The sequence below is a fragment of the Corynebacterium sp. CQ3829_602738 genome (genome assembly GCF_054478435.1).
This window is the reverse complement of the sequence record NZ_CM137003.1, coordinates 2402097-2416193: the sequence shown is the minus strand read 5'-3', so window position 1 is coordinate 2416193 and position 14097 is coordinate 2402097. Positions and strand designations below refer to the sequence as shown.

Genomic DNA, 14097 nt, shown 5'->3' with positions numbered 1-14097 from the left:
CGTCGTGCGGGCCCCAGGTGCGCACTCTTCCGCAGGTGCCTGACGACGCGCTCGTGGCCGGCGATGGCTATTGGCTGGCGGGGCGGAGCGCCGTCGATAAGCTGCGCGCTTTCGACCGCAACGTGGTCGCGTACGCGGTGGGCGAGGCGTTCATCGTGACCTCGCTGCAGGAAATCGGCGCGACGATGCTGCGCGGCCGCGACCTCGTGCGTGTGCCGCACGGCATTTTCCGCGTGCCCGAGTGGGGCCAGCGCACGTTTGTCGCCGGCGAGACCGCGGAGTTTCTGCGCGGCTACCTGGAGCTGGAGGCCGCCGGGCGGTTCGTGGAACCCGCGCGCTACCGCAGGAGGGACCGGGAACGGGTGGCCATGACGGTAAACGCCAACGCGCCGAGCACCGCCGTCGACAGCAGCGTGCCGCCCAAGTAGCCCAAGTCCACGGTGGCGGCGCCCAGCGCCGAGCCGGAGGCGATGCCCACCTGGAACGTGACCACGTACACCGAGCTGGCCAGATCCTGGTTGCGCTGGCCGGCGAACAGGAAGATCGTTGTGGCCACCGTGGGCAGCGCGCCCGCGGCGATGCCGAAGACTACGATCACCGCGAACATGCCGATCCCCGTGTTGTAGTGCAGCGCGAGCAGGCCCGCGATGCCGGAGGCCACCAGCGTGGCAGTGGCGATGCCGTTGAGGCGGATCATGCGCGCATCCACCAGGCGGCCGGACAGGGTCACGCCGACCAGGCCCGCGATGCCGTACAGCGCCACGCCGTAGGGCACGAACTGGTGGCCGGCCGTGGCCTCAATGAGCAGGGCCAGGTAGGTGAAGGTGACAAAGATCGCCATCACGGCCAGCACTAGGTAGATGACCAGAGACGGAATGGCCGACTTCGTCGCCTGCGCGTCGGCCTGCTGGGCCGGCGGCTTCGCGGGCAGGCTGGGCAGGGAAATCACCATCATGACCAGTGCGCCCACCACCGCGGCGCCGAGCACCCAGGTGGAAGCGCGCCAGCCGATCGCCGAGCCCATCGCCGTGGTCAGCGGCGAGCCGACCACCATCGACAGCGTTGAACCAAACGACACCGCAGCGACCGCCTTGCCCATCTGCCCCGGTGGGGCGATACGCGCGGCAACAGGGTTGACCAGCGACCAGAACAGGCCGTGGGTGAACGCCGCCGTCACACGGCCCGCCACCAGCGTGGCGTAGCTCGTGGCCGTGGCCTGCAGGACGATGCCGCCGAGCAGAAACACCAGCGTGGCAATGAGCAGGTAGCGCCTGTTCACCTTCCGCGTGACGTGCATCAGCGGAATGGTCACCACCGCGACCAAGCCAGCGTAGACGCTCATGAGCAGGCCAATCTGGCCCTCAGAGACGTTCAGGTCCCGCGCCATCGGAGAAATCAGGCCGATGGCGAACATCTCGAATGTGACGTACACGAAAGCAGCGAAGCTCATCGCCGTCAGCGGGACGACGGGGAACTTCGCTGCTTGCTGCGGAGATTGCTGCGTGTTTCGCACCGAGCCAAGATACGGCTACTGGTCAGACAGCGCAAACGCTGCGCCTGCGGCGCCAAGGGCCACCAGGATCGCCACGATCACACCGATGATCGTACCCGTGCTCGCGGAAGAGCCGCCGGACGCGGCTTCCATGGTCTGCTCAGTCCTGTGGGTGGTCTGGGATACGGTCAGGCTGGTCAAAGTGTCGGTGGTCACCGAAGTGGTGACGTTGCCGTTGGTGACCGTGTGAGTCACTGTGTCCCTGCTCTTGCCTTCCTGCCCACTCGGAACCGCGTTGGTGCTTGTCGTCGGCGTGGTGGTCGGGGCGTCCGGGTTCGGGCCGTCGGTAGGCAGCAGTGCGTTGCCGCCACCTTTGGCACAAGTCTGACGAGCCTCCTCGAACGCCACCATCAACCTTGCCACACGACGAGCCTGCTTCACGTCCGGCAGCTGCTCATACGCATCAACCCACGCCTCGACCTGGTCCTTCGGCATGGCCGGGTAATCGCGAGACTGCTGCTCAACCAGCCCCTCGCGGTCCGGGATCAACGCGAACTCCGCGAAGCCGTCGCGAGCCGGCACAGTGATCTCGCCGTTGCTCACAGCGGTATCAATGATGTTCCAGTACTTGGTCATGTCGAACGCCTGGTGGTCGCTGACCGCCGCCGAATTCCACACCTGCGTGAAGTACGCGCGGGAAGAATCGATGTCCGCCCCAGTGTCCTCAGCGACTCGCTGAGCCCAGTTCTCGATGTTGGCCTCAAGGTTGCTGTTGAAGTAGGTCACGTACGAGCCGGTGAACAACTCCAAAAACGGTGCGACGGTGTCCGGAGCAGCCGGGTACAACTGCTCAAACGCGGACGCCCAGCGGGCCCGCTCATCAGATGCGCCGACGCCGACACTGCGGTCGAGCGAATCAATGTACTTACGTTCAGCGTCATTCACCTTCAGCGAGCACACGCCATCGCTGGGTTCGCCCACGGTAGCTGCACCGGCGGAAGGCACGACAAACGCGGCCGCTGCAGTTGCGACTGCGCATGTGAGCGCTGCTATCCTCCGATTTTTTAACATACCGATAGCGTAGCGCAGAGGAACAACATTTCAGTATCCGAGAGAGGGGTGACGTGGCTCTCTTAAACGGCTCGACCCGTTTAAATTCGGGGAAAGTGCAGGTTACCGGAACGTTAACTCAACTTTCTAAGCAAAATAAAAGGTAAGTTTTGGGGTTTGATACGCCCTTTAAGGGGCATTTGCGCTTGTCAGTGGGTAAGTTACACGCTTGTAATTCAAAGGTATCGACGTTTTTTATGCGTCTGGGGTGGCTGTCGGGGGGGGGCGTTCTCTTTTGCGGTTTCTGCTGTTTGCGGTAGCTGGTCGGGTCAAGGGGGCGGCAGCCGGGGGCCCGGCTACTGTGGGGGCCGAGGTCCAGTCGGCTGTTCCCAGCTACAAGGTTCCAGCTATTCGGCATAAACGACGATTGTCGAGGTCCTGATAGCTGGATCCGCGGCTATGGGGCGGGCGGTCACAGCATCTGTGCGGTGCTTTTGCTCGAGCTTGCGGACTCCGCAACTCCGCAGTGCGGACAACTGGAGGTGGGCCAACTATTGGTTGCGGACAAACGATTTGAGGAGCAAGGCGCGGATGGCGGTTTCGATGTTGGTGTCATCGGTGCTGAGCTTGCGGACTCCACAACTCCGCATTGTGGACAATCAAGCAGGGACCAACTATTGGTCCGCACCCACCAAATTCGAGCCGGGATGTCTGGGTCGGTGGGCTGTTTCCAGCTACAAGGGCCCAGCTATTCGGCGTAAAACGGGGATGCGGACAAATTCTTGGAGTGCATTTGGGGGACTTTGTCTCGTTGTTATGCACTCAGTGCTTGTCGGTGTTCGGCGATGGTGGTGTAGCCGTCGCCGAGTGTCGACTTCAATCGTCTGTGAATGTAGAAGTCGATGTAGGTGTCAATATAGTCGCGCATTTGCTCCACCGTCATCGTTGACACCACAGGCCTGCCTTTGAGCAGTTCTTGTTTCATCGTGCCGAAGAACCCTTCGGTGCGCGCGTTGTCGCCGCTGGTGGCTTTGCGTGACAGTGACGGGATGTATCGCCACCGGGTGTCGCACCACGCATCGGCCTGGCAGTCGGGGCAATCCAGGATGTTGTGGGTGTGGTCGGTGATCAGGCTGACCCAGCGTTCACTGCGGTAGAGCCCGCCACGGTCGGAATGGATAATCGGTTGCGCACCGTCGGGTTTTACCTCGTCGATTCGCGCGATCATCTCGGCGACCAAGTCGTGATTCGGCGACGTCGACATGGTGACCGCAATCGGCATCCCGTCGTAGAAATCGATCGCTGCCGACAGGAACAACTTCCCGTCTGGGCAGTGGATTTCGGTGACGTCGGTGCCGATTTTCTCCCACGGGGCATCCGCGTGGAAATCGTGGGTCAGCCCCTGAGTGTCGGCGTGGTCGATGAAATACTGCGACGGTGCAACAACCGGCCGGGCCGCATCCGAATCCGCATCCCCGTCGCTGCTGTCGGGTGGGGTGATCAGCAGCAGGTTTGCCGGTTTGTGGTCGGTTTCACCGGTGTAGGAGGAGTACTTGCCCGACGCCTTCGCCGGCGGGCGGCACCCAAGCTCTTTCATGAGGGTGCGCACGATCTTTTCCGACACTGTATGCCCCATGATCTTTAACCAGGCGTGGATGCGCCGGTAGCCGTAGCTTTGCCCGGATTCGGCGGCTGCCTGCAAGATCAGCGGTTTGAGTGCAGCGTGGCGCTGTTCGCGCTGTTGCACTACCTGCGTGTGTTTGTGTCGGTGGTAGTAAAACGTCGACTGCGCAATCCCAACGACCGCGCATGCTCGAGCGATGGAAAACTCGTGGGCGTCCGTGAGGGCAACCACCACTGCGGCTTTCGCCGCGGTGGACAGCTCACCGTCACGGACGTCGTCTTTTCCCCGCGACTCACCGTCGCGGACGTTGTCTTTTCCCCGTGGCTCACCATCGCTCATGAGCACGTGGATAATGGCGTCTTTGACCGTTTCCCGGTCGCGCATCTCAACAACGAGTTTTTTCAGCTCGTCCATGTCACTGGGTAAATCAGCGATATCGTCTATCGGCCCAGGCCCTGGCAGCCACTCGTTGACTGGCCGGGGTGGTTTCTTCGCATTGGCTGCCTCATCGACTCGCTGCTGCTGATGGTTGCGTTGGACTTTGCGGTGTTTGCTCACGCGTTCCATTGTCGCCGCATAGGCCTCGTCGAAAGTCATCGACGCTGCCGAATCGCGTTCGTCATCGTCGGGCCAAAACCGCTTCGTCCAGGTCAGTGCCGCGGTGTCGTGGACATCGAACTCCACGGCAATGTCACGCACTGTCGCCTGCGAGGTCAATCTGCGTGCGACAACTTTTGCGATGGTCTCAGCGTCGTAGGCGCGTCGCGTACCGTCCAAGCTCTGGCCACGACGCTTGGCCGCAACCCAGTTGCCGACCGTGGCCACCGACGGTCGGCGACCACACGCGTGTTCAGCCCAGTCGCAGACCTCACGGGCAGACGACCCAGCCAAAAACCTCTCAACCGCACCAACGCGGATATCAGATGGAAAACCTGCGGGCATCGGAATACCTTCCAGCCCCCAACACTCCAACTTTTTGTCCGCGCTCCCAACAGCGATTGTTGAGGACCTGATAGCTGGATCCGCGGTTATGGGGCGGACGCGCTAGCCCTTGCTCGCGATGCGCCGGGCGATGTCGCGGGCGAAGGGGCTCACACCGCCGATGGTCCCGGCGCCGGGGCCGTTGAGCGAGTCGAAGCCCAGGACGAACAGGCCGGGCGTGTCCAGGCCGCGCTCCAACCCCCGCACGGGAGACAGTGCGGGGCGGAAGCCGGTGGCCCAGATCAGGGCGTCGAAATCCGAGAGCTCGTCCAACGACTCGACCATGGGTTCGGCGTCCAGCAGATCGAGTGATCGGGCCCGGCGGACTTCGGGGACGAGGACGATGTCGCCGCCGAAATCGGCGCCTCCGGGATCGTCCTCGCCGCGTGAGATGGCGACGAAGCGCTCGCGGTTACGGCGGAAAAGCTGCTCGCCGTCGACATCCTCCGGCATGAACGCGGGCGGTCGGCGGGTGAACCATTGCACGTCCACCCCGCCGAGTGCGAGGTCCGCGACGATCTGCGCACCGGAGTTTCCGCCCCCGACGACAGCGACGCGCTGCCCGGCGAAATCCTCCGGCCGCCGATACTGAGCCGAGTGCCCCTGCTCCCCCGCGAACGACCCGGGGATGAAGGGCACAAACGGTGCGGACCAGATGCCGGTGGCCATCACCACATTGCGGGTGGAGTGGCCGTTGAGGTGGAAAGCGGAGCCGTCGTGAAGCACGTGTTTGACGCGCTCACCTCGTCGGATGGGCAGGTCGTAGCGCTGCTCGTAGTCGGACAAATACTCAACGACGTGATCGCGCGGCGGGTAGCCGTCGAAGTGGGGCATGGGCCAGCCGGGCAGGTTAGAAAACTCCGCGCGGGAGAACAGAGTCAGTGCGTCCCAGTAGTGCGGCCATGCCCCGCCGGGCTCATCGGAGGCGTCGAGAACAACAAACGAAGCGCCATATTTACGCAGGTAGTACGACACGGCCAGGCCGGACTGGCCGGCGCCGACAACGACGGCGTCAAGCATGGGTGTCCCGGGTGCATAGCGCGGTCGCGGGGCGGACAAATTCGGCGATGCGGCTAGCCGGCGCGGTGGCGGGGCCGAACGGGGTCTCGGCGGCGAGTGACGCTGCGAGCGCGTGGACGGTCACCGCCCCGGTGGTTGTGGCGGCTATGGCGGCGTCGGCGTATGGGGTGCGTGCCGCAGCCAGCGCCAGGTGCGCACCCATGATGCCAGCGAGCACGTCGCCGGAGCCGGGTGTCGCAGCCCAAGAATGGCCGGCGTCGACGGCGTGGATCAGGTGCGGCTCGTCCTCCGGCGCGACCAGGGTGATTCGGCCCTTGCGCACGATGGTCGCGCACAGCGTTGCAGCGAGAGCGAGTGTCTCTTCGAAGCGGATTCCCGCGGCAACTCCGGCCGCTTTCTGGAGGCGCGCGAACTCGCCGTCGTGGGGCGTGAGCACTGTAGTCTGCTGCCGTTTCGCCACCTGTTGGCGCAGGTCAGGGTGTTCGGCGAGGAGGGTGAGGCCGTCGGCGTCGATGAGCACTGGCACCTCCTGGCGCAAGATCCAGGAGAGCTCAGCGGCGGCCACCTTGTCGGTGCCGGCGCCAGGGCCGAACACCCAGGCCTGCACCCGTCCCGCATCCTCGAGCGTTTGCGTGACGACGACCTCCGGATGCGCCCGCACCACCTCAGTGGCCTGCGGCCCGACGTAACGGACCATGGCGGGCGTGGCAAGCACCGCGCCGGACACGGCGAGCACCGCAGCCCCCGGATACCCGGTACTGCCTGCGCGGATGCCCACTACTCCCCCGCTGTACTTGTCGTCGTACGGACCTGGCTCGACGGGTTGGACTGGCGCGGCTGGCAGCGGAATCAGGGAGCTAGGCCACTGGCCGGGGCCTGGCACGGCCCGGTTGGCAAGCACGAGCTCAGGGCCCTCGTGTGCCCATTCCGGCAGTGTGTCCAGCAGGGTGCCGTGCAGCGGACGCCCCGGCAGGCCGATGTCCGCGAGCAGCTGCACACCGCACTCCGGGGCAAGCGCGTGCGCACGACGAAATCCGCCGAACGTGATGGTGGCGTTGGCAGTGACGTGCAGCTCGCCAGCCTCGCCGGTGTCCGCATCTACGCCAGAGGGCACGTCCACGGCCAAAACCTTTACGCCCCGCAGCCATGCGACCGTGTCCGTGAGCTCCTCGCGTAGACCGCCGGATCCGCCGATGCCGGTGATGCCGTCGATGGCAAGGGCGTATTCCGCGGAACCTTCGGGCAGCCGTTCCAGCACAGTGCCGCCGGCGTTGGTGAACGCCGAAAGGGCCCGCTCTTGGGCGTGTCCGGCAGTCAGCAACGCATCCACGTTGTGGCCGGCGAGCTGCAACTCGGCACCGGCGTAGAGCGCGTCGCCGCCGTTGCCGCCCGGCCCGGCAAGCACGAGCGTGCGGCCGCCCGTGCCGTCCGCAAGCATCGCCTTCGCCGCCTCGAACACCGCGTGCGCCGCCGACTGCATGAGCTCGTCGGGGTGTGACTGGGCTTCCAACAGCGGCGCCTCCGCCGCCCGAATCTGGTCTGCGGTGAAAGTCGTGGCGTGCATGCGCACCACACTACCCGCGCCCTAAAGTGCCTGGCAGGACGGGCAAAAGAACAGGTTGCGGCCTTCGAACTGCTGCTTTTCGACGGGGCGCCCGCACACGTAGCAGGGCTCGCCGGTGCGGCGGTAGACGTAGACCTCTCCCCCGTGGTCGTCCTCCCGTGGCGCGCGCGACATCGCCTCGGGCAAGTGTTCAGGCCGCACTGTGTCTATGCGCCCGGTGGCCACCCCGTCGGCCATGAGCGCGACCAGGTCGGCCCAGATGGCGTCGAAACGCTCGCGGCCCAGCTCGCGCCCCGGGGTGAACGGGGAGATGCCCTGGCGAAACAGCGGCTCGGCGCGGTAGATGTTGCCCACCCCGGCGAAGTACGCCTGGTCCATCATCAGCGAGCCGATGGCGCGCCGGGAGCGCCGCACCCGCTCGAACAGTGCGTCCGGGTCTGCGGCGGGAGAAAGCGGGTCCTCGCCGGCGGCGTCCAGAATCGCCTGCTGCTCCGCCGGGGTGATGTAGGCGCATGTCTGTGGTCCGCGCAGGTGGGCGGCTATATCCCCTGCTCCCCCGTCCGGCACGAGCCGCAGCCGGATCTGGCCGCGCAGCGTGTCGGCGGGCTCGAAGGACAACTTTCCGATCAGGCCCAGGTGCACGTGCACCATCGCGTCCGTGAAATGCAGAAACAGGTGCTTTCCGTGGGCTGCAGCGTGGCTCAGCGGAGTGCCGTCGATAAGCGAAGGCTCGAAGCGCCCCTGCGGGGAGCTCGCGGAGACCGGCGCGGGCCGGAAATCCGTGTTGAAGCGGCGCGCAAGCCGGTGAATGACATGACCCTCAGGCACGGTCGCTGACTGTACTATTGCACCCATGCCGTATGAGATCGGGTTCGACCGCGAAAAATACATCCAAATGCAGTCCGAGCACATCCAGGAACGGCGCGCGGAGGTGGGCGGCAAGCTGTACCTGGAAATGGGCGGCAAGCTTTTCGACGACAACCACGCCTCCCGCGTCCTGCCCGGATTCACGCCCGACAACAAGATCGCCATGCTGGACCGGATCAAGGACGAAGTGGAGATTGTCATCTGCTTCAACGCCGGCGACGTGGTGCGCCAGAAGATGCGCGCTGACCTGGGCATCAGCTACGAAGACGACGTGCTGCGGCTCGTGGACGTGTTCCGGGACCGCGGGTTTTTGGTGGAAAACGTTGTGGTCACGCAGCTGGAGGGCCACAACCAGAACGTGGAGGCCTTTGTGGAGCGCCTGGGCCGGCTGGGGCTGAAGGTGGCGCGCCACTACATGATCCCGGGCTACCCGAACGACACCGCGAAGGTGGTCAGCGAGGAAGGCTTCGGCCGCAACGACTACGTGGAAACCTCCCGCGACCTGGTGGTCATGACCGCGCCGGGGCCCGGTTCCGGCAAGCTGGCAACCTGCCTTTCCCAGGTGTACCACGAGCACAAGCGCGGCATCGACGCTGGTTACGCCAAGTTTGAGACGTTCCCGATCTGGAACCTGCCGTTGTCGCACCCGGTGAACCTGGCGTACGAGGCCGCCACGACGGACCTGGACGACATCAACGTCATCGACCAGTACCACCTGGACGCCTACGGGGAGAAGGTCTCCTCCTATAACCGCGATATCGAGGTTTTCCCGTTGCTGAAGACGCTGCTGCGGGAGGCCACCGGTGCGGACCCGTACCAGTCGCCGACCGACATGGGCGTGAACATGGCGGGCTACTGCATCTCCGACGACGCCGCGTGTCGCCACGCCGCCGAGCAGGAGATCATCCGCCGCTACTACGCGGCGCTTGTGGACGAACGCCGCGCCGACGCCGACTCCACTATCTCCGACCGCAACCTCAACGTCATGCGCAAGGCGGACCTTTCCGTGGAGGACCGCGTGGTGGTCGCGCCCGCGCTCGAGGTGGCGGAGCGCACCGGCAAGCCGGGCGCGGCGCTGGAGCTGCCGGACGGGCGCATCGTCACCGGCAAGACCTCCGACCTGCTCGGACCGTCCGCCGCGGTGCTGCTCAACGCCTTAAAGCTGCTGGCCGGCATCGACGACGACGTGCACCTGCTCTCCCCCGATTCCATCGAGCCGATCCAGACGCTGAAGACCCGCCACCTGGGCTCGGTGAACCCGCGTCTGCACACCGACGAGGTGCTCATCGCGCTGTCCGTGTCGGCGTCCGGCAACCCGGACGCGGCGCTGGCACTGGAGCATTTGAAGTCGCTGCGCGGGTGCGACGCGCACATCACCACGATTCTGGGGTCCGTAGACGAGGGTATCTTCCGCAACCTTGGCGTGCTGGCCACCTCGGAGCCGAAGTACTGGCGCAAGGCGTTGTACCACAAACGCTAAGTTTTCCAACACTAACTATTGCGCTCGTTTCGGTTGTGGTTTATTGTCGAGCGCATGCGGGAACAGCAATCGCCGGTGGAAGACGCACTAGCAGAGCTCAACAACAACCTTGCCGTGGCGCGCACGCGCGCAGAAGACCACGTCACGCTGCCGAAACAGACCGCCGTGTGGGTCCGTGACCTGCTCGAGGACCTCGCGGAGGGCCGCCTGGTGCGCCCGCCCGAACCGGACGAGGAGATGACCACCCAGCAGGTGGCCAACCTGCTCGGCGTCTCGCGCCCGTTCGTGGTCAAGCTCATTGACGACGGCAAGCTGCCCGGCCACAAGGTGGGCACCCACCGCCGCGTGTACACGCGCGACGCCCACGCGTTCAAGGAAAAGCGGGGTTAAGGTGCGGGAGCTTTCGCTTAGCGACGGCGCACGCGTCCTCGCCGTCGTCGCCCACCCCGACGACATGGAGTACGGCGCCTCGGCCGCCGTGGCCAAATGGGCCGAAGACGGTATCGAGGTGGCGTACCTGCTGCTCACGCACGGCGAGCACGGCATCGCGGGCGGGGATCCTGTGCAGGTGCGCGAGATCCGCGCGAAGGAGCAGCGCCGCGCCTGCGACATCGTCGGCGCAGGGGAGCTGGAGATGCTCGACTTCACCGACGGCCTGCTGGAACACACCCTTGAGCTGCGCAAGGCCATCGCCGGAAAGATCCGCACCTTCAAACCCACCGTGGTGCTCACCCAGGACTGGAGCGTTGTCGCCCCGTGGGGCCTGAACCAGGCGGACCACCGGGTGGCGGGCATAGCGGCGGTGGACGCCGCGCGCGACGCTGGCAACGAGTTCCTCTTCCCGGAGCTGGGCCCGCGCCACCAGGCGGAAACGCTGCTGGTCACCGGAGCCCACGAGCCGGACGTCGCGGTGGCGGTGGAGCAGCGGCACGTGGAGAAAGGCGCACAGTCGCTGGACGCCCACGAGGCGTACTTCCAGGCGCTACCGGACCACCCCAGCGGCGCGGAGATCGTCGGCGGGGCGGCCACGCAGGGCGGGGAAGCGCTGGGAGTGCCGCTGGCTATCGCGTTCAAAGCCTTCGACCTCTAACTTTCCCCGCTGGCCTGGGTGGACATAGACTGCCAGGCATGACCAGCAAGATCCTGCTCTACTACAAGTTCCAGCCCATCGCCGACCCGGACGCGGTGCGCCTGTGGCAGCGGGACCTGTGCGAAGGACTGGGGCTGACTGGGCGCATCATCGTGTCCAAGGACGGCATCAACGGCACCGTCGGCGGCGACATCCGCGCCTGCAAGACCTACGCCAAGAAAACCCGCGAGTACTTCAAGGGCATCGAGTTCAAGTGGTCCGAAGGCGGGGCAGAAGACTTTCCCAAGCTCAGCGTCAAGGCCCGCGAGGAGATCGTCTCCTTCGGCGCGCCGGGCGAGCTCAAGGTGGACGACAATGGCGTGGTTGGCGGGGGAGTGCACCTCACCCCGGAGCAGGTCAACGAGCTGGTGGCCGACAACCCCGAGGCCGTGTTCTTCGACGGCCGCAACGCCCGCGAAGCAGAGATCGGCAGGTTCAAAGGCGCGGTGGTGCCGGACGTGGAAACCACCCACGACTTCATCAAGGAGCTCGACTCCGGCAAGTACGACTGGATGAAGGACAAGCCCGTCATCTCGTACTGCACCGGCGGGATCCGCTGCGAGGTGCTCTCCAGCCTCATGATCAACCGCGGGTTCAAGGAAGTCTACCAAATCGACGGCGGCATCGTCCGCTACGGCGAAAAGTTCGGCAACTCGGGGCTGTGGGAGGGCTCGCTGTACGTCTTCGACGACCGCATGCACACCGAGTTCGGCGCGCCGGGCGACCCGGACTACGTGCAGCTCGGCCACTGCGTGCACTGCGGCGCGGCCACGAACCAGTTCTACAACTGCGCCAACGAGCCGGAGTGCCGCCGCCAGTACTTGAGCTGCGAGGACTGCCGCGAAAACAACCCGTACTGCGGGGAGTGCGCCCAGCGCGCTACTGCGTAGCCAAGATCCCCAGCGTGATAATCAACCACGCCATGGTGAAGGGCACCAGCGGGATCCAGAACACGCCGATCCAGGGGATCCAGCGTTCGTAGCGGTTGAGCTTGCGCACGGTGATCACCGCGCAGGTCAGTAGCCCCACCACCGGCGGGATCGAGGTGGTCACGGCCCACCACGTGCGCCAGGACTCGGTGCAGAGCCAGGCGGAGCTGCCGTCGCAAAGCGGACCGCCCTGCGCGCGCGAGATCACCGCAAGAATGAACGCCAGCAGTAGGGTCACGGCTACCGTGCTCATCGCGAACGTGATCGCCTGGCGGGTGGAGCGGCGGTTTTTCCGGTCCACCTCCAGCGGATCCGGCTGGTCCGCGAGCTCGTCGAAGGAGCGCGGCTCGGGCCGCATACGCGAGAAACGGTCGGCGGGGGAGTGAAGGTCGTTCTCCGGGTGCTCCATGGAGCCCAACCTACTGCGCCTTCGGGGAGTGCGGGCACACCACCACAGGCACCGAGGCGTAGCGGATGAACTCGCCTTCCAGCGTGCCCACAAACACGCTGGTGAACTGGGGCGACGGATGGGTCCCCAGGAACATGATGTCGCCCTTTTTCCACTTCACCGAATCAATGGAGCGCTTCCAGCTCTTCGCCGCCGAGACGGAGCTGGTGACGTGGAAGGTGTCGCACACGTCCGGCGCGACCTCCGCCGCCAGCGCCCACGCGTAGTCGCGGGCGTGGTCGAGCATGCCCAGCGTCTGCTCGTTCCAGGTGGACGTGTGCTTCTCGTAGGCGGTGGGGGAAAACGCGATAATGCGCAGCGGCAGCCCCAACTTGCAGGCCAGAGCGGTGGCGTAGTCCAGGCCGGAAAACTCCGGCTCAGCTGGGTCGTCCTCCGCCACGATCGCGTACGTCACGCGGGTGATGCCCTTCTTGGAGAGCTTCACCCCGCGTGGCGCAAGCCCCAGCGGGACGGGGCAGGAGCGCATCATCTCGTCCGCAACGCTGGACGGGCGGAACCGGCCCTTCGGCGTCTTCGCGCGAGAGCCCATCAGGATCAGGTCCGCGCCGAAGTCCTTCGCGGTCTCGTACAGGGAGCGCACCCTGTCCTTGCTGTCCACGAGGCGGGAAACGTCCTTCGACCACTGCTCGCGCGGGATGTGCTCCGTCAGCGCCTTCTCCACGCGGGAGTCGAAGGTGGCCTGCGCCTCCTTCATGCGCTTCTTGCGGCCCTTGGTGGCGTTGGCCAGGGATTTTGTCCATTTGGACTGGGTGCTGGACATCACCTGCACGGTCACCGGCAGCGAGCGGCCGAGCCACGCGGCGAATTCCACTGCCTCGGTGTTTGCCACGTCCCAGCCCACAAGCACGCGCAGGGGAAAGGCAAGGGCCGCAAGATGGGCGCTGTCAGCGCTTGGGGAGCTGCTCAGGGCCTTCCTCCTTGACACATGTCCGCATACGCGAGTTTTCAGATAATACAGACATCATAAACATGTGCCGTCCTGGAGACGGAAAGCGGTTAGTCCGCGGAACCGGTGGCGTACGCGCGGGCGAGGTCGTTGAGGACCCCGGTCAACGAGTCCAGCTTCTCCAGCGCCTCCGCATCCAGCGCGCTGAGCATCTGGGCGAGGGAGCGGGTGCGTTCTGCGCCGACGCGCTCCAGCTCAGCGCGGCCGAAATCTGTCAGCTCCACGGACACGCCGCGGCGGTCGTCCACCGAACGCACGCGCCGCACCAAATTGCGCTTTTCCAGCTGGTTGACGGTGTTGGAGGCCGTGGGCAGGCGCACGCCTTCCTCGGCGGCCAGCCTGCTAATTCGCGTGGGGCCGCTGAAGCCAAGCCTGTGCAGCACGGACAGTTGCGGGCCGGTCAGGTCCGAGTCCTCCGCGTTGCGGAAGTACGCCACGTACAGGCTGGTCATCGCGGGGCGGATGTCCGCCGCGATCCGCATGGCTTCCGCGGAGGGTTCGTCGTGCGCCGCCACTGTGCACCTCTTTCTTCCAAGTACTTTTCAA

General features: G+C 65.4%; 14 protein-coding genes. 5 read left to right on the top strand and 9 right to left on the bottom strand.

Features of this window, described 5'->3' with window-relative positions:
• Positions 1–17: 17 nt before the first annotated feature.
• Entirely contained in the window at positions 18–428 is a 411-nt protein-coding gene (locus tag ACX1NL_RS11560; RefSeq protein WP_458898223.1) for a hypothetical protein, read from the top strand.
• Here the strand turns inward: ACX1NL_RS11560 and ACX1NL_RS11555 are convergent.
• From ACX1NL_RS11555 to ACX1NL_RS11530, 6 genes are all read right to left on the bottom strand, one after another.
• Positions 338–1450: an MFS transporter gene (locus tag ACX1NL_RS11555; protein WP_255711198.1), complete on the bottom strand. Its 1113-nt coding sequence runs from the start codon at positions 1448–1450 to the stop codon at positions 338–340. The two genes, ACX1NL_RS11560 and ACX1NL_RS11555, sit on opposite strands and share 91 nt — an antisense overlap.
• 78 nt (positions 1451–1528) lie before the next feature.
• Positions 1529–2437 carry a hypothetical protein gene (locus ACX1NL_RS11550; RefSeq protein WP_239406326.1) on the bottom strand — a complete coding sequence of 303 codons (909 nt, stop codon included), beginning with the start codon at positions 2435–2437 and terminating at the stop codon, positions 1529–1531.
• Positions 2438–3356: 919 nt separating this feature from the next.
• A complete protein-coding gene (locus ACX1NL_RS11545; protein ID WP_181889013.1) occupies positions 3357–4991 on the bottom strand; it encodes an IS3 family transposase in 1635 nt (544 codons plus the stop codon).
• Positions 4992–5210: 219 nt separating this feature from the next.
• Entirely contained in the window at positions 5211–6167 is a 957-nt protein-coding gene (locus ACX1NL_RS11540) for an NAD(P)-binding domain-containing protein (RefSeq protein ID WP_458898222.1), read from the bottom strand.
• A complete protein-coding gene (locus ACX1NL_RS11535; protein ID WP_458898221.1) occupies positions 6160–7731 on the bottom strand; it encodes a bifunctional ADP-dependent NAD(P)H-hydrate dehydratase/NAD(P)H-hydrate epimerase in 1572 nt (523 codons plus the stop codon). Before ACX1NL_RS11535 ends, ACX1NL_RS11540 begins: the two co-directional genes overlap by 8 nt.
• A 21-nt stretch (positions 7732–7752) precedes the next feature.
• Positions 7753–8559: an Fpg/Nei family DNA glycosylase gene (locus ACX1NL_RS11530; RefSeq protein WP_458898220.1), complete on the bottom strand. Its 807-nt coding sequence runs from the start codon at positions 8557–8559 to the stop codon at positions 7753–7755.
• 25 nt (positions 8560–8584) lie between these two features.
• On the opposite strand from ACX1NL_RS11530, the gene ACX1NL_RS11525 reads away from it, so the two are divergent.
• Genes ACX1NL_RS11525 through trhO form a run of 4 tightly spaced genes read left to right on the top strand, consistent with a single transcriptional unit; the run spans position 8585 to position 12097 of the window.
• Positions 8585–10078 carry a DUF1846 domain-containing protein gene (locus ACX1NL_RS11525; RefSeq protein WP_239307186.1) on the top strand — a complete coding sequence of 498 codons (1494 nt, stop codon included), beginning with the start codon at positions 8585–8587 and terminating at the stop codon, positions 10076–10078.
• Between the two features lie 54 nt (positions 10079–10132).
• The gene (locus ACX1NL_RS11520; RefSeq protein WP_181889315.1) at positions 10133–10468 is read left to right on the top strand and encodes a helix-turn-helix domain-containing protein; all 336 of its coding nucleotides are present in this window, start codon (positions 10133–10135) and stop codon (positions 10466–10468) included.
• A 1-nt stretch (position 10469) separates the two neighbouring features.
• Positions 10470–11168 carry a PIG-L deacetylase family protein gene (locus tag ACX1NL_RS11515; RefSeq protein ID WP_239307184.1) on the top strand — a complete coding sequence of 233 codons (699 nt, stop codon included), beginning with the start codon at positions 10470–10472 and terminating at the stop codon, positions 11166–11168.
• Between the two features lie 38 nt (positions 11169–11206).
• The gene (gene trhO, locus ACX1NL_RS11510; RefSeq protein ID WP_239307183.1) at positions 11207–12097 is read left to right on the top strand and encodes an oxygen-dependent tRNA uridine(34) hydroxylase TrhO; all 891 of its coding nucleotides are present in this window, start codon (positions 11207–11209) and stop codon (positions 12095–12097) included.
• Here trhO and ACX1NL_RS11505 read toward each other — a convergent pair.
• From ACX1NL_RS11505 to ACX1NL_RS11495, 3 genes are all read right to left on the bottom strand, one after another.
• Positions 12087–12545 carry a hypothetical protein gene (locus ACX1NL_RS11505; protein WP_181889313.1) on the bottom strand — a complete coding sequence of 153 codons (459 nt, stop codon included), beginning with the start codon at positions 12543–12545 and terminating at the stop codon, positions 12087–12089. The genes trhO and ACX1NL_RS11505 overlap by 11 nt on opposite strands.
• Before the next feature lie 10 nt (positions 12546–12555).
• The gene (locus tag ACX1NL_RS11500) at positions 12556–13434 is read right to left on the bottom strand and encodes a universal stress protein (RefSeq protein WP_181889312.1); all 879 of its coding nucleotides are present in this window, start codon (positions 13432–13434) and stop codon (positions 12556–12558) included.
• A 167-nt stretch (positions 13435–13601) separates the two neighbouring features.
• Entirely contained in the window at positions 13602–14066 is a 465-nt protein-coding gene (locus ACX1NL_RS11495) for a MarR family winged helix-turn-helix transcriptional regulator (protein ID WP_311389932.1), read from the bottom strand.
• Positions 14067–14097 lie beyond the last annotated feature (31 nt).